Origin of the sequence: Streptomyces sp. G7(2002) (assembly GCF_028870195.1) — a bacterium.
In the GTDB taxonomy this organism is placed as follows: Bacteria; Actinomycetota; Actinomycetes; order Streptomycetales; family Streptomycetaceae; genus Streptomyces; species Streptomyces nigrescens.
The window spans coordinates 7,605,710-7,628,981 of the sequence record NZ_CP102609.1 but is presented as its reverse complement, the minus strand read 5'-3'; the positions used below and the strand labels follow the sequence as shown (position 1 = coordinate 7,628,981).

The 23,272-nt window shown below is 68.9% G+C and carries 17 protein-coding genes and 3 pseudogenes; 10 read left to right on the top strand and 10 right to left on the bottom strand.

Features of this window, described 5'->3' with window-relative positions; all coding sequences use genetic code 11:
* The first annotated feature begins 25 nt into the window (after positions 1–25).
* From dnaK to NUT86_RS32500, 9 genes are all read left to right on the top strand, one after another.
* Positions 26–1,936, top strand: a complete 1,911-nt coding sequence (dnaK, locus tag NUT86_RS32540; protein ID WP_159485314.1) for a molecular chaperone DnaK — start codon at positions 26–28, stop codon at positions 1,934–1,936.
* 9 nt (positions 1,937–1,945) lie between these two features.
* Positions 1,946–2,461 (top strand): nucleotide exchange factor GrpE, encoded by a 516-nt coding sequence (locus tag NUT86_RS32535; protein WP_274738847.1) that lies wholly within the window; start codon positions 1,946–1,948, stop codon positions 2,459–2,461.
* 6 nt (positions 2,462–2,467) lie between these two features.
* Complete coding sequence (locus tag NUT86_RS32530) at positions 2,468–3,424, top strand: DnaJ C-terminal domain-containing protein (RefSeq protein WP_274738846.1); 957 nt, start codon at positions 2,468–2,470, stop codon at positions 3,422–3,424.
* Complete coding sequence (locus NUT86_RS32525; protein WP_018092861.1) at positions 3,421–3,831, top strand: chaperone modulator CbpM; 411 nt, start codon at positions 3,421–3,423, stop codon at positions 3,829–3,831. The genes NUT86_RS32530 and NUT86_RS32525 overlap by 4 nt, the downstream gene beginning before the upstream one ends.
* Positions 3,822–6,464, top strand: a complete 2,643-nt coding sequence (gene clpB, locus NUT86_RS32520; protein WP_159485320.1) for an ATP-dependent chaperone ClpB — start codon at positions 3,822–3,824, stop codon at positions 6,462–6,464. Before NUT86_RS32525 ends, clpB begins: the two co-directional genes overlap by 10 nt.
* 5 nt (positions 6,465–6,469) lie before the next feature.
* Positions 6,470–6,913 (top strand): thioredoxin, encoded by a 444-nt coding sequence (gene trxA, locus NUT86_RS32515; RefSeq protein WP_159488926.1) that lies wholly within the window; start codon positions 6,470–6,472, stop codon positions 6,911–6,913.
* A gap of 28 nt (positions 6,914–6,941) precedes the next feature.
* Positions 6,942–7,205, top strand: a complete 264-nt coding sequence (locus tag NUT86_RS32510) for a UBP-type zinc finger domain-containing protein (RefSeq protein ID WP_018092858.1) — start codon at positions 6,942–6,944, stop codon at positions 7,203–7,205.
* Positions 7,205–8,950: an FAD-dependent oxidoreductase gene (locus NUT86_RS32505; protein WP_274738844.1), complete on the top strand. Its 1,746-nt coding sequence runs from the start codon at positions 7,205–7,207 to the stop codon at positions 8,948–8,950. The genes NUT86_RS32510 and NUT86_RS32505 overlap by 1 nt, the downstream gene beginning before the upstream one ends.
* A gap of 236 nt (positions 8,951–9,186) precedes the next feature.
* Positions 9,187–9,834 carry an HAD family hydrolase gene (locus tag NUT86_RS32500; RefSeq protein WP_274738843.1) on the top strand — a complete coding sequence of 216 codons (648 nt, stop codon included), beginning with the start codon at positions 9,187–9,189 and terminating at the stop codon, positions 9,832–9,834.
* Here NUT86_RS32500 and NUT86_RS32495 read toward each other — a convergent pair.
* The 3 genes and pseudogenes from NUT86_RS32495 to NUT86_RS32485 form a co-directional block, all read right to left on the bottom strand.
* Positions 9,789–9,997, bottom strand: a pseudogene (locus NUT86_RS32495) (hypothetical protein). The gene NUT86_RS32500 and the pseudogene NUT86_RS32495 sit on opposite strands and share 46 nt — an antisense overlap.
* A 130-nt stretch (positions 9,998–10,127) precedes the next feature.
* Positions 10,128–10,487 carry a nuclear transport factor 2 family protein gene (locus tag NUT86_RS32490; protein ID WP_274738841.1) on the bottom strand — a complete coding sequence of 120 codons (360 nt, stop codon included), beginning with the start codon at positions 10,485–10,487 and terminating at the stop codon, positions 10,128–10,130.
* A 25-nt stretch (positions 10,488–10,512) separates the two neighbouring features.
* Entirely contained in the window at positions 10,513–11,298 is a 786-nt protein-coding gene (locus tag NUT86_RS32485; RefSeq protein ID WP_274738840.1) for an SDR family oxidoreductase, read from the bottom strand.
* Between the two features lie 99 nt (positions 11,299–11,397).
* Here NUT86_RS32485 and NUT86_RS32480 point away from each other — a divergent pair, with 99 nt between their 5' ends.
* On the top strand, positions 11,398–11,913 hold the full coding sequence (locus tag NUT86_RS32480) for a winged helix-turn-helix transcriptional regulator (protein ID WP_266444397.1): 516 nt from the start codon (positions 11,398–11,400) through the stop codon (positions 11,911–11,913).
* A 304-nt stretch (positions 11,914–12,217) separates the two neighbouring features.
* On the opposite strand, the pseudogene NUT86_RS40710 reads toward NUT86_RS32480, so the two are convergent.
* The 7 genes and pseudogenes from NUT86_RS40710 to NUT86_RS32450 all read right to left on the bottom strand — a co-directional run.
* Positions 12,218–12,334: pseudogene (locus tag NUT86_RS40710) on the bottom strand (IS110 family transposase); the annotation flags it as partial.
* A gap of 427 nt (positions 12,335–12,761) precedes the next feature.
* Positions 12,762–14,630 carry a virginiamycin B lyase family protein gene (locus tag NUT86_RS32475; RefSeq protein ID WP_159485332.1) on the bottom strand — a complete coding sequence of 623 codons (1,869 nt, stop codon included), beginning with the start codon at positions 14,628–14,630 and terminating at the stop codon, positions 12,762–12,764.
* Between the two features lie 415 nt (positions 14,631–15,045).
* Positions 15,046–15,233 (bottom strand): annotated as a pseudogene (locus NUT86_RS32470) (IS256 family transposase); the annotation flags it as partial.
* Positions 15,234–15,916: 683 nt separating this feature from the next.
* Positions 15,917–17,425, bottom strand: coding sequence for a hypothetical protein (locus tag NUT86_RS32465; protein ID WP_274738837.1), 1,509 nt, complete (start codon positions 17,423–17,425; stop codon positions 15,917–15,919).
* A gap of 61 nt (positions 17,426–17,486) precedes the next feature.
* Entirely contained in the window at positions 17,487–20,951 is a 3,465-nt protein-coding gene (locus NUT86_RS32460; protein ID WP_274738835.1) for a hypothetical protein, read from the bottom strand.
* A gap of 50 nt (positions 20,952–21,001) precedes the next feature.
* The gene (locus NUT86_RS32455; RefSeq protein ID WP_274738834.1) at positions 21,002–21,394 is read right to left on the bottom strand and encodes a hypothetical protein; all 393 of its coding nucleotides are present in this window, start codon (positions 21,392–21,394) and stop codon (positions 21,002–21,004) included.
* Entirely contained in the window at positions 21,331–23,226 is a 1,896-nt protein-coding gene (locus tag NUT86_RS32450) for a hypothetical protein (RefSeq protein WP_274738832.1), read from the bottom strand. The genes NUT86_RS32455 and NUT86_RS32450 overlap by 64 nt, the downstream gene beginning before the upstream one ends.
* Between the last annotated feature and the right edge of the window lie 46 nt (positions 23,227–23,272).

The following is a 23,272-nucleotide window of genomic DNA, read 5'->3' as shown; positions in this document are numbered from 1 at the left end:
GTGGCTTCGATGAAGGAGTATCCCCATGGCTAAGGCAGTCGGCATTGACCTCGGAACCACCAACTCGGTGATCGCCGCGTGGGAGGGCGGTGAGGCGACGGTTCTCCCGAACTCCGAGGGCAGCCGCACGACCCCTTCAGTCGTTGCGTTCACCGACTCGGGCGAGCGGCTCGTGGGCCAGTTGGCCCGCCGCCAGGCGATCCTCAACCCCAAGGGAACCATCTACTCGGCAAAGCGCTTCATCGGCCGCCGCTACGACGAGATCTCCGACGAGGCGAAGGCCGTCGGCTTCGACGTGGTCGCCGACGACCACGGCAATGCGCGCTTCGAGGTACGCGGCAAGCTGTACGCGCCCGAGGAGATCAGCGCACTGGTCCTGCGCAAGCTCGCCGACGACGCCGCCAAGCAGCTGGGCGAGAAGGTGACGGAAGCCGTCATCACCGTCCCCGCCTACTTCAACGACGCCCAGCGCACCGCGACGAAGGACGCGGGGCGCATCGCAGGACTGGAGGTCCTGCGCATCATCAACGAGCCCACGGCGGCGGCCCTCGCCTACGGGCTGGACAAGAAGGGGCACGAGACCGTGCTCGTCTTCGACCTGGGCGGCGGCACCTTCGACGTCAGCCTGCTCGACGTCGGCGACGGGGTGGTCGAGGTCCGTTCCACCGCGGGCGACAGCCACCTGGGCGGCGACGACTTCGACCGGCGGCTGGTGGACCACCTGGCGGACAACTTCCAACGCGACAACGGCATCGACCTGCGGAATGACCCGCAGGCCCTGCAACGGCTCTTCGAGGCCGCGGAGAAGGCCAAGACCGAACTCAGCTCGGTCACCCAGACCCAGGTCAGCCTGCCGTTCATCACCGCGGACGCCGCCGGCCCGAAGCATTTGACCGAGACGGTCATGCGGTCCACGTTCGAGCAGATCACCTCCGACCTGGTCGAGCGGACCATGGAACCGGTCAAGCAGGCGATGGCCGACGCCAAGATCAGCGACAACGATATCGACGAGGTCATCCTCGTGGGCGGCTCCACCCGCATCCCCGCCGTCCAGAACCTGGTCCGCCGGCTGACCGGCGGCAAGGACCCGAACATGAGCGTCAACCCCGACGAGGTCGTGGCCATGGGCGCCGCGATCCAGGCCGGAGTGCTCAAAGGTGACGTCAAGGACGTCCTGCTGCTCGACGTCATCCCGCTGTCGCTGGGCGTGGAGACCCGCGGCGGTGTGATGACCAAGATCATCGAGCGGAACACCACCATCCCGGTCCGCCGCACGGAGACCTTCTCCACCGCCGAGGACAACCAGGGAGCCGTCGACATCGTCGTCCTGCAAGGAGAGCGCGAGCTCGCGCAGGACAACCGCGTCCTGGGCCGCTTCCAGCTCAAGGACATCCGCCCCGCGCCCCGTGGCGAGCCGCAGATCGAGGTCACCTTCGACGTCGACGCCAACGGCATCCTGAACGTCACCGCACGGGACAAGGACACCGGCGCCGAGCAGGGCATCACCATCAGCGAGGGCTCCAACCTCGACCAGAGCGAGGTCGAGCGGATGGTCCAGGAGGCCGAAGCGCACCGCGGCGAGGACCAGGCGCTGCGCGAGGCCGTGGACGCCCGCAACGAGCTGGACGCCGTTGCCTACCAGGTCGAACGCCGGCTGAACGAGCTGGGCGACGCCGCACCCGCGCACGAGAAGGCACGGGCCGAGATGCTCGTCACCGACGCCCGGGAAGCCGTCAAGGGAGAAGCGCCGCTCGACAAGGTCAGGTCGCTGACCTCCGAACTCCAGCAGATCCACGCCTCACTGGCCTCCCACCAGGCAGGCGCGGGCCCGTCCGCGGAGGAGCGGGCCACGGCGGACGCCGGGGCAGGCGGTGCTTCGGGCAGCTCCGCCGGATCCGACGACGACGTGGTCGACGCCGAATTCGACAAGAGCTGAGGTGCGGCGATGTCCACCGAACAGGAGCCGACGACGCCCCAGGACGAGCTGAGCCAGGCCCTGCCCCCGGAGCAGCCGGAGGTGGACGACCACGCCGCGGCCCTCGACGAACTCCAGGACCGCTGGCGCCGCGCCCTCGCGGACCTCGACAACCTCCGCAAGCGCCACGCCAAGGAACTGGACGCCGTACGGAACGAGGAACGCGCCCGCACCGCGGCGGCCTGGCTGCCGGTGGTCGACAATCTGGACCTGGCGCTCGCCCATGCCGGATCCGATCCGTCCGCCGTGGTCGAAGGCGTCAAGGCCGTACGCGACCAGGCCGTCGACGTGCTCCGCCGGCTCGGGTATCCCCGCTACGAGGAGACCGGAGTGCCGTTCGATCCGGCCGTGCACGAGGTCGTCGGCACCGTCGACGACCCCGCTGCCGAGCCGAACACCGTCGTGCGGGTGATGCGTCCCGGCTACGGCGAGGGGCGCCGGCAGCTGCGCCCCGCGGCCGTCATGGTCAGCAAGCGGCAGGAGTGACGCCCCATGGCACGGGACTACTACGACGTGCTCGGGGTGCAGCGCAACGCGAGCTCCGACGACATACAGCAGGCCTTCCGCAAGCTGGCCCGCAAGTACCACCCCGACATCAACAAGGACCCGCAGGCCGAGGAGCGCTTCAAGGAGCTCAACGAGGCGTACAGCGTGCTGTCCGACCCCCAGACGCGCAAGCGCTACGACCGCTTCGGCGAGGACTTCCGGCAGATCCCGGAGGACTGGGAAGAACGGGTGGGCGCGGGCGTGGGGGCCGGGGCGGGAGCCCGGGGCCGCGGCCGGTCCACCGGCGGCGGCCGGGTCCGGTTCACCGACTACGGCGAGGGATTCGACGGCTCCGGCATCAACTTCGAGGACCTGTTCGGCGGGTTGTACGGCCGCGGCGGAGGCGGCGGACGCTGGGGCCCGGTTCCCGGGGCCGACCAGGAGGCCGAGATCCAGCTCGGTGTCGAGGAGGCCTACCACGGCGGCCATCGCAGCATCACCCTCGCCGGACCCGGCGGACAGCGGACCTACGACGTCAACATCCCACGTGGCGTGGTCGATGGACAGCGCATCCGGCTGGCCGGGGAAGGCGGCAGGGGCAGCGACGACGGTCCCCCGGGAGATCTGTATCTCCGCGTACGGATCAAGCCCGATACGCGATTCCGCCTGGAGGGCCGGGACATCCACGTCGCGCTTCCCGTCACGCCCTGGGAGGCGGCGCTCGGCGCGACGGTACCGGTACCCACGCCCGGCGGCACCGCCAAAGTCACCGTTCCCAAGGGCTCGTCCAGCGGCCGCCGGCTGCGGCTGCGCGGCGAGGGCATGCCCAACCCCCGTGGCACCAACGGAGATCTCTACGCGGAGGTCCGGATCATGGTGCCGCCCGAACTCGGCGACCGGGAGCGTGAGCTCTTCGAGGAGCTGGCTGCCGTGTCCACCTTCGACCCGAGGAAGCCAGGATGACCCATGATCCACGGCGCGCTGCCGCCGGGCCGGAGGCCGGGCATCGCCGGCCGACGGCGCCGGACAAGCAGCGGGCCCTGAACGTCGTTGTCCGCAACTACGCCCTCGCGCCCGTCGACAGACTCAGCCTGGACGTCGTGGCCCGGCGCTCTGGACTCCACCCCGATCTCGTCCGGCGGTTCGTCACCCTCGGCCTGGTCGACGCGACCCGCGACGACAGCGGCCGGCTGTGGTTCGGCCCGGGCGCGCCCGCAACTCTCGCCCGCATCCAACGGCTACGGGCCGGGCTCCCCCTCAACTACGCCTCCCTCGGTCTGGTGCTCGACCTGCTCGACCGGATCAGCGAGCTGGAGGCCGCGTTGAGACGCAGCAACGCCGGCTCGAGGAGTGATGAATCGTGGATATGAACCGGCTCACCCAGAAGTCCCAGGAAGCCCTTCAGGAAGCGCAGACGATCGCCGGCCGGATGGACCAGACCGAGGTCGACGGTGAGCATCTGCTGCTCGCCCTCCTCGACCAGCCGGACGGGCTGGTGCCGCGGCTCTTCGACCAAGCGGGCGCCGACACCAAGGCGTTGCGCGCCTCGCTCATGAGCGAGCTGTCACGCAGACCGAAGGTGACCGGACCCGGCGCCACACCCGGCCAGGTGTACGTCACCCAGCGGCTGGCCAAGCTGCTGGACACCGCCGAGCAGGAGGCCAAGCGGCTCAAGGACGAATATGTGTCCGTGGAGCACCTCGTCCTGGCACTGGCCGATGAGGGCTCCAGGACCGCGGCGGGACGGCTGCTCAAGGAACACGGCATCACCAAGGACGTCTTCCTGTCCGCGCTGACCCGCATCCGCGGCAACCAGCGGGTCACCTCGGCGACGCCCGAGGCCGCGTACGAGGCGTTGGAGAAGTACGGCCGTGATCTGGTCGCCGAGGCGCGCAGCGGCAAGAAGGACCCGGTGATCGGCCGGGACGCGGAGATCCGCCGCGTCACCCAGATCCTCAGCCGCAAGACGAAGAACAACCCCGTGCTGATCGGCGATCCGGGCGTCGGCAAGACGGCCATCGTGGAGGGCCTGGCACAGCGGATCGTCCGCGGCGACGTCCCCGAGGGGCTGCGCGAGAAGACCATCTTCTCCCTCGATATGAGCTCGCTGGTGGCGGGCGCCAAATACCGTGGTGAGTTCGAGGAACGACTGCAGGCCGTGCTGAGCGAGGTCAAGGCCGCCGAGGGGCGCATCCTGCTCTTCGTCGACGAACTCCACACGGTCGTCGGAGCCGGCGGCGGCGCCGAGGGCGCCATGGACGCCGGCAACATGCTCAAGCCGATGCTCGCCCGCGGTGAGCTGCACATGATCGGCGCCACCACGCTGGAGGAGTACCGCAAGCACGTCGAGTCCGACGCCGCCCTCGAACGCCGCTTCCAGCAGGTCCTGGTGGACGAGCCGAGCGTGGAGGACACCGTCTCCATCCTCCGCGGCCTGCGCGAACGTCTTGAGGTCTTCCACGGCGTGAAGATCCAGGACACCGCGCTGGTCGCCGCGGCCACCCTCAGCCACCGCTATATCTCCGACCGCTTCCTGCCGGACAAGGCCATCGACCTCGTCGACGAGGCCTGCGCCCGGCTGCGCACCGAGATCGACTCCATGCCGGCCGAACTCGACGAGATCACCCGCCGGGTGACCCGCCTGGAGATCGAGGATGCGGCCCTCGCAAAGGAGACCGACGCCGCCAGCCGTAAGCGGCTGGAGGAGCTCCGGCGCGAACTGTCCGACCTGCGCGCCGAGGCCGACGCCATGAACGCCCAGTGGGAGGCCGAACGCCAGGCCATCCGGCGAGTGCAGGAGCTGCGTCAGGAACTGGAACAGGTGCGTCAGGAAGCGGAGGAGGCCGAACGCAACTACGACCTCAACCGCGCCGCCGAACTGCGCTACGGCACACTCACCGAACTCGAACGCCGGCTGGCCGCCGAAGAGGAGGCGCTCGCCGCCAAGCAGGGCGATACCCGGCTCCTGCGCGAGGTCGTCACGGAGGACGAGATCGCCGAGATCGTCGCCGCCTGGACCGGCATCCCGGTGACCCGGCTGCAGGAAGGCGAGCGGGAGAAGCTGCTGCGGCTCGACGAGATCCTCACCGAGCGGGTGATCGGCCAGGACGAGGCCGTCAAGCTGGTCACCGACGCCATCATCCGGGCCCGCTCCGGCATCCGCGACCCGCGCCGTCCCATCGGCTCGTTCATCTTCCTCGGCCCCACCGGCGTCGGAAAGACCGAACTGGCCAAGGCGCTGGCCGCGGCACTGTTCGACACCGAGGAGAGCATCGTCCGTCTCGACATGAGCGAGTACCAGGAACGGCACACCGTCAGCAGACTGGTCGGAGCGCCGCCCGGATACGTCGGCTACGAGGAGGGCGGTCAGCTCACCGAGGCGGTACGCCGCAAGCCCTACTCCGTGGTCCTGTTCGACGAGGTCGAGAAGGCACACGCCGATGTCTTCAACACCTTGCTGCAGGTACTCGACGACGGCCGGATCACCGACGCCCAAGGCCGCACCGTCGACTTCCGCAACACCGTCGTCATCATGACCTCCAACATCGGATCCGCCCATCTGCTCGACGCGGTGACCCCCGAGGGCGAGATCAAACCCGAGGCACGGGCCCTGGTCATGGGCGAACTGCAAAGCCACTTCCGCCCCGAGTTCCTCAACCGCGTCGACGACGTCGTGCTGTTCAAGCCGCTGGGCATGGACCAGATCAAGCGCATCGTCGAGCTGCAGTTCAACGACCTGCGCCGGCGCCTGGCCGAACGCCAGATCACCGTCGAACTCACCGAGCGGGCCCGCGAGCTCATCGCCCAGCAGGGCTTCGACCCCGTCTACGGGGCACGGCCGCTGCGCCGCTACATCTCGCACGAGGTCGAAACACTCGTCGGGCGGGCCCTGATCCGCGGCGATGTACAGGACGGCACGGCGATCCGGGTCGACGCCCAGAACGGTGAACTGGTCGTGACGTACGACAGGCCGGCCGAGGCCGACCACGGAATGGCTGCGTGAGCACGGTGACAACGAGCGGGAGCAACACGGTCGTCTGTGAGTCGTGCGGCCGCAAGAACCGGGTGCCGGCAGCGGGGGACGGGCGCCCCAAATGCGGAAACTGCGGTACCCCGTTGCCCTGGATCGTCGATGCCGGCGATGACGACTTCGCGGAGATCGCCGATAAGGCGGCGCCCATCGTCCTCGTCGACCTCTGGGCCACCTGGTGCGGTCCCTGCCGCATGGTCAGCCCCGCACTGGAACAGGTCGCCCGCGAGCTCGCCGGAAAGATCAAGCTCGTCAAGGTCGATGTCGACCAGGCCCCCAGGCTGTCCCAGCGATTCCAGGTGCAGGCCGTGCCGACCCTGCTCCTTCTCGACCAGGGAGAGGCGATCGCGCGACAGGCCGGCGCGGCCCCCGCCAACGTGCTGCGCCAATGGGTCGAGGAGACCATCGCGGGTCGCCGCTGAGCCCGTCCGCCAAGGAAGGACGACCATCATGACTACCGAAAGCGACTGGCACCTGTCGCTCGTGCGCCCGGTGACGCCACGCACCCCCGAGGGCTGCGAGGAGTGCCTGCGCCTCGGCTCTCCCTGGGTGCACCTCAGGCTGTGCCTGACCTGCGGACACGTCGGATGCTGTGACTCCTCGCCACTCAAACACGCCCGTCTGCACGCCGCCAACGACGGCCACCCCATCGTGCAGCCCCTCGAACCGGGAGAGAACTGGCGCTGGTGTTACGTCCACGAGGCCGTGGTCTGATGACTGCCGCGGGCCCGGACGGGGTATCCACCGAAACCCCCGATCAGCACGGCGCCTACCCCCGGCTGACGCCGGAACAGCTCGATGAGCTGGCCCAGTACGGCGAGTACCGCCCCACACGGCGGGGCGAGGTGCTGTTCCGCGAGGGCGAACCGTGCGAGGAGTTCCTTGCCATCGTCAGCGGGATGGTCGAGATCATCCACGACTACGGCGGTCCCGACCAACGCACCGTGGCGGTACATGGCCCCGGCCGCTTTCTGGGGGAACTCGGTCTGCTCGAAGGGCAGACGGCGTTCGACACCGCGGTCGTACGCGAGCCCGGCCAGGTCCTCGCGGTCCCGGTGGAGCGCCAACGGGCCCTGGTGGCACGCGATCCGGCCCTCGGGGACCTGATTCTGCGCGCCTACCTCGGCCGCCGGTCCCTGCTCATCGGCCTGGGCGCCGGCTTCCGGATCCTGGGCTCGTGCTACTCGCCCAACACCCTGCGACTGCGTGAATTCGCCGCCCGCAACCGGCTACCACACCGATGGATCGACCTGGAGAAGGACAAGGAAGCCGAGGCGCTGCTGCGCCGGTTCGGCATCCGTCCGGACGAGACCCCGGTCGTCATGTGGAAGGGAGAGCAGGTACTGCGCAATCCCAGCATCGCGGACCTCGCCCGCCTCATCGGACTCCCCACCTCTGCGCACGGCGACGGTGAATACGACCTGGTGGTGATCGGCGCGGGCCCGGCCGGGCTCGCCGCCGCGGTCTACGGCTCATCCGACGGCCTCGTCACCGTAGCCGTCGACGCCATGGCCACCGGAGGCCAGGCCGCCACCTCCTCGCGCATCGAGAACTATCTGGGCTTCCCGTCCGGGATCTCGGGTGGCGAACTCATGGAACGCTCGGTGCTCCAGGCCCGCAAATTCGGCGCACAGCTCACCGTCCCCGCCGAGGCCACCTCGCTCGAACCGCGCGACGGCCGGTACGCCCTCACCTTCGCGGACGGCTCCGAGATCCGGGCCGCCACCGTCGTCCTGGCCTCGGGAGTGCGCTACCGCAGGCTCGACGTCCCCGGCATCGACCATCTGGAAGGCTCCAGCGTCTACTACGCCGCCACACTCCACGAAGCCAACCTGTGCCGGATGGACCCCGTGGCCGTGGTCGGCGGGGGCAACTCCGCAGGCCAGGCGGTGCTCTTCCTCGCCGAATACGCACCCAAGGTGTATCTGATCGTCCGCAGCGGCGACCTCGGCAAGGACATGTCGCGCTATCTGGTGGACCAGGTGACACGCCATCCGAAGGTCGAGGTGCTGACCCATACCGAAGTGCGCCAGGTCAACGGAGAGGGCACCCTGCAGTCGTTGACCGTGGAGGACAACGCCTCCGGCGACCGTCGCGAACTGCCGGCCCGCGCCCTGTTCGTGTTCATCGGCGCCCGGCCGCACACCGAGTGGCTGAAGGACGTGGTCGCGCTGGACCGACGGGGGTTCGTGCTCACCGGCGCCGACGCCCGGGCAGCGGCCGACGAGAACATCTGGGAATCGCTCGGGCGCGGGCCACTGATGCTGGAGACCACGATGCCGGGTGTCTTCGCCGCGGGTGACGTCAGGAGCGGGTCCGTCAAGCGGGTCGCCTCCGCCGCGGGGGAAGGCGCCATAGCCGTCCGACTCGTCCATGAACACCGGGCCCAGGAAGGCAATCTCGTCCGCGGCTCCGGCATGAGCGAGCCTCGGTCCGTGCCGGCCCAGTCGGTGTCCTGACGCCGGCCGTCCTCCTGCTGGTGGCCGGTGCGGCGCTGGAGTCGTGGCTCGCGCCGGCGAGCGGCTGGGGGCTCGCCTACGTATCGCGGCGGCTGAGCCGGGCCGAGTGCGCGGCGCTCGGCGTGCCCGGGATCGTCGGCGCTGTTCCTGGTGTGGCGGATGCGGCGGGTGCCCCGCTGAGGGACCGGGGTCGTGCCTCCCTGACCGGGGATGCCGCCGCAGGCACAATGGCAGGCATGGCTGCACACTCTCTGACGGTCGGCTTCGACCTCGACATGACGCTGATCGACTCGCGTCCGGGCATCAAGGCCGTCTATCAGGAGCTGTCGGCCAGGACCGGCACCTTCATCGACGCCGACCTCGCGGCGAGCCGGCTGGGGCCCCCGCTGGAGCACGAGATCCGCCACTGGTTCCCCGAGGAGCGAGTGGCGGAGACCGCCGCTCTCTTCCGCGAGCTGTATCCGCAGTACGCGGTCACGGCCTCGCCCGCCATGCCCGGTGCCCGGGAGGCCATCGACGCGATCCACGCCGCGGGCGGCCGGGCGATCGTGGTGACCGCGAAGTACGAGCCCAACGCCAAGCTGCACCTGGAACACCTCGGCCTCGACGCGGACGCCCTCTTCGGCTCCCTGTGGGCGGCGGGCAAGGCCGAGGCGCTGCGCAAGCACCAGGCGCAGGTCTACGTCGGCGACCACATCGGTGACGTCGTCGGGGCGCACACCGCCGGCGCGCTGTCCGTCGCGGTCGCCACCGGCCCGTGCGACGCCACGGAACTGCGCAACGCCGGCGCCGAGGTGGTGCTCGCGGACCTGACGGAGTTTCCGTCCTGGCTGGAGCGCTATGTGGCCGACGGCGCGGACGGGGGCGACGGCGCCGCCCCCTGACGGCGCTGAGCGGTGGCGGAACGGATCACTCCGGCCCGCGGCGATCAGAAAACCGAGGCCCATCAGCATGCACACCCAGCAGAAGACGGACGGCAGCGGTTCGGTCCCGAGAAACAGCGGCGTCACCCGTGGCGAGAGTGGCCACCGCGCCAGCTAGGAACATGATCGCGTCGATTCGGACCAGCAGATCCCCGGCCAGGGGAGTTTCGTCGCGAGAGCCTCATCGAAGCGCCCTCGCCGTTCGGGGGCGGGGCTTCTCGCATGTGCCGGCAACGTGTGGCGTGGGTGGGGACTCAGGGCGCGATGACTAGGCGTTCGATGAGGCCGTCGCGGAGTGTGAACTGGTAGCGCAGATCGATGGCCCCGCCGGGGAAGTTGCCCTCAAGGTGGTGGGTGGCGATGTAGCGGGTTGGGTCGGTCCGTTGGGCGCCGGTGAGGTGGATGGTGTAGTTGAATTCGGTGGCGGATCGGTCGAGCCAATCCCCGATCGCCTCGGTGCCCTCGTAGGTGTTGCCGTCGTCGATCACTGTGGCTTCGCTGGTGAACGCCGTGATTGCGGTGGCGGTGTCGTGGGCGCGGTGCGCTTTCAGGTAGCGGGTGATCACCTCGGGCAGGGCGTCCGGGGTGCTGGTTCGGGGCTGGTTGTCGTGCATGACGCTCCCTGGGGTGGTGGCAGGTTCAGACGGTGGGGGTGGTGCCGCCGTCGATGACGTGTTCGGCACCGACGATGGCCGAGGCGCGGTCGGAGACGAGGAAGGCGACGAGCTCGGCGACTTCCTCAGGCCGGTTGGGACGGCCCAGTGGGATGCCGCCCAGGGAGTCCATGAGCCGGCCCAGCGCCGCTTCCTGGGTGATGTCCGCGTCGTGGGCGATCCGGGCGACGAGGTTGTCGGCGGCCGAGGTCTGCACGAAGCCGGGCGAGACGGTGTTGACGCGGACGCCGTGCGGGGCGACCTCGTTGGCCAGGCCCTTGCTGTAGGTGGTCAGGGCGGCCTTGGCGGCGGCGTAGGCCAGGGTTCCGTTCCACAGCGGCATGCGGCGCTGGATCGAGGTGACGTGCACGATCACGCCCTTGCCCGTGGCGATCATGTGCGGCAGGAGTGCGCGGTCCAGGCGGACAGCGGCCAGCAGGTTCGTGTTCAGCTCCCTGGCCCAGTCGTCCTCGCCGAGCGCTGCGAACCCTCCAGCCGGCGACTCGGACCCGCCGAGGGTGTTGACCAGGATGTCGACGCCTCCCACGCGGGCGTCCACCTCGGCGGCGACGTGGGCTGCGCCCTGGGCGGTGGACAGGTCGGCGGTGATGAACGCATTCTCCTCGACGTGGTCGGGGCGGCTGCGGGCGGTGACCAGTACGTTTGCGCCGGCCTGGGTGAGACGTCGGGCGATGGCGGCTCCGGTGCCCTTGGTGCCGCCGGTGACCAGAGCGCATCGGCCTTCGAGGGATTCACTGATGGACGTGGTCACGGTGTGCTCCGTTCCCGGGTGCGGACACAGAAGGCACCGCTCCCGACGTTACTGCTAAAATAGCACCCACTAACTTCGATTTTAGCAGTAACCGAGGGGATGGTCGCCGTGGCAAGCCGGATCAGGCTGTCGGACCGAGAGTGCCCGCTGTCTACGACGGTGGAACACGTAGGCGAGTGGTGGACGCTGCTGATCCTCCACGACGCCTTTGACGGCTACACCCGCTTCGACCAGTTCCAGGAGAGCCTGGGCATCTCCTCCAGCATGCTCACCGCCCGGCTGAAAACCCTCGTCGCGGACGGGCTACTGGAGCGCCGGCCCTACCAGTCCAACCCCGTGCGCCACGAGTACGTCCTCACCGAACTCGGGCACTCCCTGCGACCGGTGATCGTCGCCCTGGCCGCATGGGGCAACTCCCGCCTCACATCGGCCGAACGCAGCATGATCCTCATCGACGCGCACAGCGGCGAGGAAGTCGAGCCCGTCGTCGTCGACGCCAAGACCGGCCGCCGACTCGACGACAGCGCCACCTACGTCTTCACCGCAGGCCCCGCGGCCAGCGACGCCATGCGCCACCGCTACGCGACACGACCGGCCACCCCCGCGGAGGCGTGAGGCTGGTCCGGACATGCACCGAACGGCCTTGAGCATGAGTCAGACCCCGCCCCGGACAGCACCCGCCCATTCTCCCAGCAGGACAGCCACGGCGTGGGCACGCTGCCACAGCACACCCATATCAACTGCGGGAGCAACAGAACGGGCACTCCAGGTCCGGTCTTGATGCAACAGTCGTGGCCGAACGGCAGAGCCGGAGCGCAGCAAGACCGTGCCGAACACCTCCAGGCCGTCCCCGAACGCAGGACCCCCCGCCGGCAAGCCGACGGGGGTTCCTCACCTCTCACGCGGTATCACACTGCCCCTATGACGGGGAGCATGTCTGTACGGGCCTGACGAGGTGGAACACCTCACGGGCGGCGTAGCGTTCGAGGCATCGGACGATCTCGCGTCGCGTCTTGCCCTCCTTGGTGCGGCGTTCGTAGAGCGCCAACCCAGCGAACCACGCGGTCAACGCATTAGCCGGGCGAGAGCAATCGTCAATACCTGTGGATCAGCAGGGTCGGGAGAGTTCCTACGCACGGCCTCCCGCTCCTCAAAGCTGTGCTGTCAGAGTGGCCGTTCGGCAGCCGAGGTGTGCCGTCGTTGTCGTCATCACCGTCGCTGGGGCACCCTCCAATCGCAGCTCGCGAGCGCGGAGTCGGGTTGTTCTGCCGCGCTTCCTGCGCCGTGGTCTGCTGGATCACCGTGCCGATGCTGGAGCCGCCCTCACGGCCGGAGCCCCACCACTGGAATCCGCACGTGCCGCCAAACCCCTCGACTGGTCGGCCGACTCGTCCAGTTGGGCCACGGTGTGTTCCTCCCATCGCAGCAGACCAGGTGACGTGGGGTTTTCGGAGCCAGTCAGATCAGCCCGGGAGGGGGATGAACAGCAGGATGCCGTGGGCGGTGGCGGAGGTGTAGCAGGCAGTGCCGGGGAAGGTGGCGGTGTAGAAGGGGGTGGCGATGGCGAAGACGGGGACGACGGCGTTGTGGATGGTGGCGGTGCCGCTGGCGTCGGTGACGGCGGTGCCGAGATTGACCGGGCCGAAGATCGTGGTGGCGGTGAAGGTCACCGGCTGACCGGCCACCGGCATCCCCGAGGTGGTCTTCAGGGTGGCGCTGAGGGTGGGGATGTAGAACTCGGGCAGCGGGGTCAGCCGGAGCCTGATCGTGCCTGGCTGCGCGGTCAGCGTTGTGGGGGTGCGGTTCACGGTGACGGGGGTGCTGGTGGTGAAGCCGGTGAAGCAGCTGTCACCGCTGTAGGCGGCGGTGAGGGTGCCGGTGGTCAGGGCGGTGGTGGTGAAGCAGGCCTGCCCCGATGCGTTGACGGGGACCACCTGGGTCTGGCCGTTGGGGAGGGTGAAGGTGACCGTGCCGGTCGGCACTGAGGTGGTGCCTGGCGCCGGGGTGATGGTGGCGCAGACGGTCACGCTCTGCCCGCAGCTGGAGGGGTTCGGCGTCACCGACAGCGTCGTCGTTGTGGGGTTGGTGCTCACGGTGACGGGGGTGGGGTTGCCGTTCACGGTCGCGGTGAACGAACCGGCGGTGTAGGTGTGGGTGGTCTGCCCGCTCCCGGTGGCGTCCAGGGGGACGGTGACCGTGGGGCTGGCGTCCCCGAAGTTCACCACCGCTGTCCCGTTCGGAGTCCCCCCGGAAATGTTGAACGTCACCGGTTGCCCGCACACCGGCGACGCCGGCGAGGTCGTCACCGTCAACGGCGAAATCTCCGTCACGTTGGCCGAATTGGCGTTGGTGACGTAGACGTTGCTGTTCTGCGCCGCCGCCACCGAGAACGGGAACGCGCCGACGGGGACGGTGGCCAGTACGGTGTTCGTGGTGCTGCTGATCACCGTCACGTTGTTGGAATTGCTGTTGCCGACGTAGACGTTGCCGGTCGGCGCCACCGCCACCCCGAACGGGCCCCCGCCGGTGGGGACGGTGGCCAGGACGGTGTTGGTGGCGCTGTTGATCACCGTCACGTTGTTCGAAACGGTGTTGGTGACGTAGACGTTGCCGTTCTGCGCCACCGCGATCACCCCCGGGACCGTGCCGGCGGGGACGGTGGCCACGACGGTGTTCGTGGCGCTGTCGATCACGGTCACGTTGTTCGAGGTCTGGTTGGCGATGTAGACGTTGCCGTTCTGCGCCACCGCCGCATAGCCCGGGAAACCACCGGTGGGGAGGGTGGTCAGGACGGTGTTCGTGGCGCTGCTGATCACCGTCACGGTGTTCGCGTTCCGGTTGGCGACGTAGACGTTGCCGTTCGCCGCCACCGCCACCGCGTCCGGGACCGCGCCGACGGGGACGGTGGCCAGGACGGTGTTCGTGACGCTGCTGATCACCGTCACGTTGTTGGAAGTGCTGTTGGCGACGTAGACGTTGCCGTTCGGCGCCACCGCCAGCGCGAACGGGCCCCCGCCGGTGGGGACGGTGGCCAGGACCGTGTTCGTGGCGCTGCTGATCACCGTCACGTTGCTCGAGCTCTGGTTGGTGACGTAGACGTTGCCGTTCGCCGCCACCGCGATCATGGCCGGGTTCGAGCCGGCGGGGACGGTGGCCAGGACGGTGTTCGTGGTGCTGTTGATCACCGTCACATTGTTCGAATTGGCGTTGCCGACGTAGACGTTGCCGTTCGGCGCCACCGCCACCGCCAGCGGGGTCGTGCCCGCCGGGATCGTCACCGTGGAGAACGCCGCACTGAACGGCGCGGCCGCAAGCCGCCGAACAGCGGCCACCTCAGATCCACCGGCCGGTACAACCGGCCGAACCCCGGCCACCGCCGGAGCTCCCCACCAACCTGTAGTCAGATCCATGACAAACCTCTCTCAGCTGAGAGGGTCGCCCGAGAACTCCCCTCCGGGGCCCGCGTCACACGGCGCCGGTATACGCGCGCCGGACCACCGCCTACACACCGGGACAGAGAGAGACCCGCCGACACGTACCACGCGTCCGCGCACCACAGGGGTTGCCTCTCTCCCCGGAGAGATGGGCAACCCACCGGAAAACAGTCACCACCATTAACCCGAAATGGCCAATGGAACACCACCGTATTGACCCGACTATCACCCGGACAGACCAACACACAGCCCCACCCGGGCACGTCGTTGGAGAGGACGAACTGGCACGCAATGTGGCCCGGAACGTGGAGCTGAGCAGGGGGACGAGGTGAGGCGCGTTGACAGCCCGCCCGCCCGCCACCGCTGTTGGGCGGACTCGACAATCTTGAAGACCACGGCCAGGGCTGCGGTGCCACGGGTCCGCAGCCGGACGGTGGTGGAGGTCGACTCGACCGGATTTGTGGTCCGCAGGGTGATCCAGTGCTCGGCCGGGAAGTTGAAGACCGCCACCCAGCGGGAAGGTGCGCCTCTTTCCGGCAGGAGTGATCCACAGGCGTCGACCTTCGCTCCGCTGGTACCAAGCGCCGCGTCCCGGGGGCCGACAAGCCGCCAGGGGTTCCTCACCTCTCACACAACTGCCCCTATGACGGGGAGCTTGTCTGTACGGGCCTGACCAGGTGGAACACCTCGCGGGCGGCGTAGCGTTTGAGGCGAGGTACTGCCGAGTGCCCGAGCAGCGTTCTACGGGGCTGACCCCGCACAGCGCGGCGAACGACGCCTCACTGTGCAGACGTTCCGGGATGTCCCCCATCGTGATCAGCAAAGTGACGGCCGTATCCAGACCGATGCCCACCACGGTCAGCAGCTGCGGGGCACAGCGTTCCACGAGCCGGGCCGGGCGGCCTTCCAAGTTCCTGGATCTGCTCGGTGAGCTGCCCGATTCGGTGAGCCAGCAGACACAGGGTTACGCGCGTGGCCTGCTGCACCGCGTCTTCACCGCCCTCGTCGCACTCACCATCGTCGGTGAACCGTGCGCAGGTGCGGCAGAGTTCCGAACAAGGTCACGCCCTCGCAGCGTAACGATCGAGTGTCCAAGATCGCGGGGAACTTCAGCCCGGGCGGCCATCAAACGCCGTACGGTGTCGCCTACTCCGCGATCCGGCTACGCAACTCTTTGCGGGACATCACGGCTTTCCCAGCGGAATCCAATACACTTTCAGGATCTGATCCAGGTTCGAGTCCTGGATGTTACCTCCGTCCGCTGCAAATCGCTCCCCCTTACGGACAAAGAGTAGCGTGGATGCAGATCCCCTGTGCTCCCACCAGACAGTCGTCTTCTTTGTGGAACCCACGATGGACAGCGTCAGCTGCCCATTCCGCCCAGTATCCTGAACATCCATTACCGCTAGAGCAATACCAGAAGATGCAACTGGACTGGATTCATAATAAAGCTGCGGGTCTTGCTTGCTGGATTCCCATAGCTTATGGGTATTCCCGACAAGGTCTGCGAGGACGGTTTGCCCGTAAGCCGTGAAGCTGGTGTGAACCGTGATGTCACGGGCCGCGAGGCCGCTAGTGGCGTGGAGGGCGCCATAGGCCATGAGGTTGCCACGGGTCGTGAGCGTCCCATCGACCTTTACGTCTGAGAGCTTGATCTCTTCTTTGTACTTCGGTTGGATATCATCCACCTTCAAGGAATTTCCAACTTCAAGCATGCCGATATAGCCCTGCGAACTGATGAGCGTGCCCTCCGGGCCCATTTGAAGAGTGTCGTCGATTCTGGTGTAACCGTGGAGTTGGGTGGTTCCTTTGACGATGAGGGAGTTGTAGCCGGGGCGGAGGCTGTTGACCGTGAGGGTGTCGTTGGCCTGGATCGGGCCGTTGACGGTGAGGGATCCGTTGACGGTGCCGTGGACGGTGAGGTTGCCGATTTCAAGGTCTGGTTTTCGGACGGTGACCTGGGCGTAGAGGGTGCGGGTGACGGGGTTGGTGGGGTCGCCGGTGGTGCCGCGCAGGTAGAAGGTGGTGTCGGATTTGATGTTGGTGATGGTGCGGGTGGTTTCGTTGGTGACGTTGAGGTTGGTGTCTCCGTAGAGCAGTTCGTAGGTGGCGTTGGTGGAGCGTTTCCAGGTCAGTGTGATCTCGCCGCCGTTGTCGATCCGGGTTTCGTCAGCCACGAATTCGATCATGTAGAAGTCGGCCGGGAATTTGCCGACGCTGAACACGGTGGACCTGTCCTGGAAGGCGCTCTTGCCGGTTCGGGAGTGTTCGGTCACGCAGATCGGTACGGTGCCGACCTTGCGGCTGATCGGGATCTGTGAGAGCTGGATGGTGAATCCGGTGTCGGGCCCGATCGTTTCGTGGCTTCCGGCCGGGGAGAAGACGAACTCCTTTGCCGTCTCGTCCAGTGGGGCTGTCCAGCCGTTGAGGGTGATCCGTGGGTTGACGCTCGACAGGTTCGTGGCCAGGTCCGGTGACATCGTCCCGGCCGGCACTTTCACCTTGATCCATTTCACATCGGCCGGAGTGCCACTGTGCCGCGAGCCGACGATGATCAGCTCACCGCGCTCCTCGGGTTCCTCGGGCTTTTCCGGGGAGGCCTTGAGCGGGTCGGGGCTGGTGGTCAGGTCGTAGGACAGCAGCGGTTCTTGGGCGGTGGGGTCCGTGGTGCGGGTGGGGGAGACCAGGGCCATGATGATGCTCCTCGGGCTGGCAGGCGTGCCGCAGCACCGTTGTCGGTGCGCTGGTGGTGGGTCAGCTGTCGGTGCTGCTGTGCAGTGCGGCGTTGTCGAGGGTGAGGAAGCCGGAGCGGATCTCGGGTTCGGCCAGCGGGAGGTCGGAGGGGTCCTGGCTGAGGATCGGGAGTTTCTCCCAGGTGCTGCCGCGCTTTTCGGTCCAGGTCCAGGTGCCTGTGATGCCGGCGGGTGCGGGCATCAGTACGGTCTCCTGGGCCTGTTCCTGGGCGCCGAGCAGTGCGGTGGTGCCGGCGAGCAGGGGGCCGGTGCGGAAGTTCACGGACATGCGGGCGAGGGCCTGGTCGGTGAATTCCTGGGGGATGAATACGCGCTTGGTGGCGAGGATGTCGGTGGTGGCGTGGACGGCGGCGCGCGGGTCACACAGGACGGTGGCCACGGCGGTGTTGTGGCCGCCGAAGTCGAGTTGCAGGCTGGGCTTGTCGCCGATCGGCCGTAGGTAGTCGTCGCTGCCTGTGGCGGGGGTGATCACGGTCTCGAAGTGGGTGTAGTCGTTGTCGGCGACGTATCCGACCAGTCCGTCGTCGGTCTGGGCTACCTCGCCCAGGCGGATCGTCCAGGGGTAGTCGGGCAGTTGCGGCTGCGGCGGGTCGAAGAGGGCCTGCCAGCTGACGTCGGTGCGCACGGGGCCTCGTAGTTGCATGGTCAGCCGGGTGCGGACCAGGGCGAGGGGGCGGCCGAGGAGGAATCCGAGGCCGGGGTCGGCCGGGCCGTCCGGGTCGATGGTCTCCAGGGTGCGGTCGACGGTGGCGCGGAAGGCGTCGAAGGTCTGCGGGCCGCGGGTTTTGATGGCGCTCAGCAGGCGGTAGGTGTGCGGGGAGCGTGTCTGCAGCTGCTCGAAGTCGTCGAGGTCGGAGCCGGGCAGTGCCGTCCAGGACACCTCGTGCTCGTCGTTGGGGCCCAGGGTGACGCGCAGTTCGCCGAGCGATGTGCCGTCGGGTGTGTGGACGACGAGGGATTCGTCGAGGCGGTTGTGGAGCAGCCAGGCGCAGACGGGGTTGGTGCCGGGGGTGAGGTCGGTGTCTTCTTCGTCGCCGGTGGCGGACAGGAAGGCGAAGTCGAGCCGGGCCGGCTGGAGCAGGCGGGGGCCGAGTTCGACCAGACGCCCGCTGTCGTAGCCGCTGACCGGGTGGGCGGGCCGCATGGTGTCGGACATCTCGGGCCGGAAGTGGCTGGGTTCTGCGATGAGGTTGACGGAGCGTCCAAAGCGGTCGACGACGGCCAGGTTGAGGAAGGAGAGTTGTCCGGCGCGCAGTTCCTGGAAGGTGGACTCGGGCCACGGATCCCAGTCGCTGGCCGGCATGCCGCCGGGGTCCGGCGGGGGGTAGCCGCCGTTGCCGATGAGGTCGGCGATGTCGTCGTCGGCAGGCTGGAGTCCGCCGTGGGCCCGGCGCTGGGCGATGGCCGCGCCGAAGCCGTCGAGGGTCTGGGAGAGCAGGTCGGTGGAGCGGATGTCGGCGCGCAGGCGCCGCAGGCTGTCGGCGGGCAGCTGGTCGCGGACGCGGGCATAGGCGCCGAGAGCACCGTCGAGAGTGTGCCCGGGGGCGGGGGTGAGGATCTGCCGTCCGGAGATGACCAGAGGGGTGCCGGGGGTGCCGGTGCCCTGCCACTGGTAGCGGGAGCCGTCGATGAACTCCCAGTGTGCGGTGGTGCCGTCGTGGAACGGCAGGGGGAAGTACTCGGCCTTCCACAGCAGATACAGCGGTTGCCAGGGCATCTGCCAGGCTGCCGTGCCGTACTCGGGCAGTGTTCCGGTGACCTCGCGGATCTGGCCGGTGGCGAGAGCCCGGTCGAGGATGAGGAATTCGGTCAGCAGCGCGTGGAAGCAGGCGGGCAGGTGGGTGAGGTCGACCTGGCGGACGAGGCCGGCCACGTCGCTGGTGGTGATGCCGGATGCGCGGGTGATCAGGCGATCGGGGGTACGGCACGGTAGTGGGGTGCCGCGGGTGAGCGGTGCGTGCAGGTTGGCGCCTTGCAGGGCGAGTGCGGGGTCGGCGGAGTACTCGAAGTCCTGGGCGGGGACGCGGATGAGGCGACGGGCGGCGCGTGCTCCGAAGGCGGGGTAACGGGTGGCGATGCTCGCGGACAGCTCCTCCTCCGTCCTGCCCCAGGGCAGGGTGCGGCGCTGCTCGGCCAGGCGCCGGGCCAGGGCGGTGACGTGACCGGCCGCGCCGTCGGGGTTGGCGGGGTCGAGTTCGGCGTCGATGCGCTCCCCGAACTCGTCGGAGTGCCGTTCCAGACGGCTGAGCCACCACAGGTGATAGAGGCGTTCGCGGGCGGCGTCCAGTTCGGCTTCGATGGCGTCATGTCCGGCTTGCCTGCGGTTGAGGTCGGCGATGGTCTCCGCCTCGGCCGCGCGGGCGGTGTGCCGGGCGGCTACGGCGTCCGGCGAGGGAATGTGGCCTGGGTCGCCGCCGCGTTCGCCGATGAACCAGCGGTAGCCGCCGGGCACGGGACCAAAAGCGGTGTCGTGGGCGCGGCGGTCGGTGAGGATGTCCGCTTCGGGACGGTCACGGTCCTCCAGGCCCTCGATGCCGCCGAGCAGGAAGGCGCGGAAGAGGTCGGCTTCGTCCGCGGAGAAGGCCCCTGTGCCGTCGGCTTGGGCACCGAGTTCGGCCGCGGCCTCGCCCATGGTGTTGGCGACCATCGTGGTGACGTCCTCGCGGCGGGGGCAAGGGGAGTCGGGGACCGGGCCGGTCAGGTCCCAGTCCAGGCCGAGGACGGTGCCGGTGTAGACGGAGGTGCGGATGCCGCTGCCGGAGCCGGCGGGCTTGGTCCACTCCAGGCGTCGCAGGAGGTCTGCGAGGTCCTCGGTGCCGGCGAGGATGTCGGCAGCCGGGTCGGCGTACCAGCCGGCGACGAAGTAGCTGAGTTGCTCCCGCTCCGCTACGCCTTCCAGCGTGTCGTGCAGGGAGAAGACGTTCTCGTTATAGGGCTGGAAGACGGAGAACGTGAGCAGCCCGGGACCGATCGCGGTGAGGAAGGGGGCGCGCCGGTCGGCGGGCTCCTGCCAGGGACCGGTGAGGGGATGGCACTTGCCGATGAGCGTGGCCTGGGGCGTGGCGCTTTCCGGGTCCTGGAAGGAGACGGTGCCGTTCGTCGGATCGAGGTAGTCGCTTTCGACGATCCAGGCGGTGAGCGTGCGGGTGCTGTCCGCGTGGCGGACGACCAGCCATCGGTTGGGGACGAGGGGGAAGTCGCCGACGCCCTCGTCGTCATCGTGCCGGCCGCGGGTGAGTGCGGCGGGCAGTTCCCACTGGAGATAGACGCCGAGGCGGTCTTCGCGCCCGGTCCACTCCTCGGCGCCGGTGAAGGGCTCCGGCTCGGACGGGACGCCCTGTCCGATGTGTTTGAAGTTGGTGTTCCAGCGGTGGATGACGTGGTGGCTTCCGGTGTCGCGGGTCTGTCGGTTGACGGCGAGGGCGGCCACCTCGACCGGCACGACCAGGGTGTTGTCCACTGACATGGCCCATCGGTCCTTTCACGAGCGTCGCGGGATGGGGCGGGGTGTGCTGGTCAGGGCCGGTAGGAGAAGGTCTGCGCCTGCGGCGCGTTGATCATCTGCAGGGCGAACTGCGCCGAGGAGAGCCGCTCGACGCCGTGGGCCTGCGACAGGGCGGGAACCAGAGCGTCGCCGGTGCCGTAGACATTGAGGACGTCCGCGTCACCGGGGCGCAGGAAGCGACGGAAGCGGCCGTCGCCCTTTCCCGGTGGGAACTCCCCCTCGATCCCCTCGATGGGATAGCCGATGTGGTCACCGCTGATCTCGCGCAGCTGGATCGTGCCCACGTTGCCGATGCCGAAGCAGAGGCCGCGCGGCGGCTCGGCCAGTTCGAACCGGTCGATCACCCGCGGGTAGAGCATGAGGCGGACATCGGTGCCGAAGAGGGCGCTGCGGAGCGGCTCCACGACACTGGGACCCGCGTAGGCGGTGATGATGGTCTGGGGCCAGTGCGGTACCAGATCGGAGCGGAGCAGTACCGCGCAGGCCGGTAGGCGTCCGCCGGTGGTGGCCAGGTCGTTGAGGTCGGCGTCCAGGGCGTGGCCGACGCCGACGCTGAGGGCCCCGTCCACGGCGGCGCGGACCCAGCCGGCATCGACGTAGGCGAAGCGGATGCTCTCCGGGGGCAGCATCCGGCTGTCCGGGACCAGGTGCTCGAAGCCCAGCATCTCCAGCCGTCGCAGCCGGTCGAGCCAGTCGGCGACGGGCCGGAACTCGCCCTCGGCGGCCTGGGTGATGATGCTGGCGACACCTGACTGGGACAGCAGTGACCGCACATCGGCCGCGGTGCGGGCCCGCCGGGCACCGGTGGTCGTGGCACTACGGCGCGGGTGAAGCGGTCGCCGTCGCCATCGAGGAGCATGCGGTCGAAGGCTTCGAAGGACAGCGGTGCGGTCAGCTGCCGGGCCGTCACCGCACGGGTACCGAGCTGAAGCTGGGGGTGGGAGGCCAGGCGGCGTACGGCGGAGCGTGCGGTGGAGCGGAACTCCAGCAGGGCGGTGCGGAATTCTGCGTCGGACAGAGCGAGCGTGCGCCCTGCGGTGAAGGCGGCGCCGTAGCTGGTGTCGAAGACTCCGTACTTCTCCAGGTAGATCAATGCCTCGCCAGGCGATTTCAGCCGGGGGGCAGCAGGCGCGGGCAGCGCGCGGGCAGGCCGGGCGGTGAGCGGCCCGCGGTGGAAGGCGGCGGTGCGCTCCCCCGTCTCCAGGCGCTGTGGCAGGGCGACGGCGCCGCCCTCCATGCGGTCGAGGGCTTCGCGCTCCTCGGCGTCCGGGTTGGTCGGGGCACTGACCGGCAGGCGCAGCCGCAGCCCGTCCGCGGAGCGCGGGGTTTCGCCGTCGGTGGTGGCCAACTGCTGGGCGAGGTCACCGAAGCCGATGCCGGAGTCGGCATTGGTGGTGAAGGCCCAGGAGGTGAGCGAGACCAGACGCACGCCCTGGGACGGGGCGGGCTCGGTCAGGTACCGGTCGAAGCCTTCCAACGACACGAGGTGGACCACATGCCGGCCGCCCGCGGCGGCGGGGAACCGGTTGGCAACCACGACGCCGTTGAGCTGCCCCTCGTCCGGCTCCGGGTCGCCGTCGGACAGGGTGGCGTCGGGTGGGCCGCCCTCGCGGACGTGGGCGAGGTAGCCCATCTCCACCGGCAGGGGTTTGACCTTGTCGAAGAGGTCGGCCGGGACCAGGACCGTCGCGCAGTGCTCGTCGTACTCCTCCGGCCGCATGCTCAGCTCCGGCAGGTCCGGCGGCTCCCCCGCGCCCAGGCCGCGGGTGAGGAGTCCCCGCACGGTGCCGGCCTTGACCAGGCCGACGGCATCGGGATCCTCGGGCAGTTCGTTCTCCCGGAACAGCAGCAGCGCCATCCAGGGCACCGCGCGCTGTGCCTCACGCTCTTCCTCGCTGGCACCAGGTACCAGGGGCCGGTTCCAGGGCAGGCCGGGGGCGTCGAGGTTGATGTGCGGAAGGATCTCACTGTAGGTACCGACGGCGTCGGGTACCGGGAAGCGGGCGTTGATCCCTCCCGGGTCGATGCTGAACCGCGGCTCGATGACGTCGAACGGCTGCGGCGTGGCGACAATCTCGCGGTCGGCGCCTTCGTCGACGTCCTTGAGGACCTGTCGGTTGCCGATCTCGTAGCGGCCGGCGTACAGCGAGGGGATGCGGTGGTCGAAGAACCGGGTGCGGTGCCGGGCCGTGGGCGCGGTGCAGGGCTGGGGCCCCGATTCGGGTGCGGTGGTCACGAGCGTGCCTTTCGACAAGGGGCGGCTGCAAGCGCGGGCAGCGGAC

Excerpts from the sequence above, each read along its gene's own strand:
- dnaK (WP_159485314.1), top strand. The coding sequence starts at position 26 with ATGGCTAAGGCAGTCGGCATTGACCTCGGAACCACCAACTCGGTGATC.
- NUT86_RS32535 (WP_274738847.1), top strand. The coding sequence starts at position 1,946 with ATGTCCACCGAACAGGAGCCGACGACGCCCCAGGACGAGCTGAGCCAG.
- NUT86_RS32530 (WP_274738846.1), top strand. The coding sequence starts at position 2,468 with ATGGCACGGGACTACTACGACGTGCTCGGGGTGCAGCGCAACGCGAGC.
- NUT86_RS32525 (WP_018092861.1), top strand. The coding sequence starts at position 3,421 with ATGACCCATGATCCACGGCGCGCTGCCGCCGGGCCGGAGGCCGGGCAT.
- NUT86_RS32510 (WP_018092858.1), top strand. The coding sequence starts at position 6,942 with ATGACTACCGAAAGCGACTGGCACCTGTCGCTCGTGCGCCCGGTGACG.
- NUT86_RS32505 (WP_274738844.1), top strand. The coding sequence starts at position 7,205 with ATGACTGCCGCGGGCCCGGACGGGGTATCCACCGAAACCCCCGATCAG.
- NUT86_RS32500 (WP_274738843.1), top strand. The coding sequence starts at position 9,187 with ATGGCTGCACACTCTCTGACGGTCGGCTTCGACCTCGACATGACGCTG.
- NUT86_RS32490 (WP_274738841.1), bottom strand. The coding sequence starts at position 10,487 with ATGCACGACAACCAGCCCCGAACCAGCACCCCGGACGCCCTGCCCGAG.
- NUT86_RS32480 (WP_266444397.1), top strand. The coding sequence starts at position 11,398 with ATGGTCGCCGTGGCAAGCCGGATCAGGCTGTCGGACCGAGAGTGCCCG.
- NUT86_RS32465 (WP_274738837.1), bottom strand. The coding sequence starts at position 17,425 with ATGGCCCTGGTCTCCCCCACCCGCACCACGGACCCCACCGCCCAAGAA.
- NUT86_RS32460 (WP_274738835.1), bottom strand. The coding sequence starts at position 20,951 with ATGTCAGTGGACAACACCCTGGTCGTGCCGGTCGAGGTGGCCGCCCTC.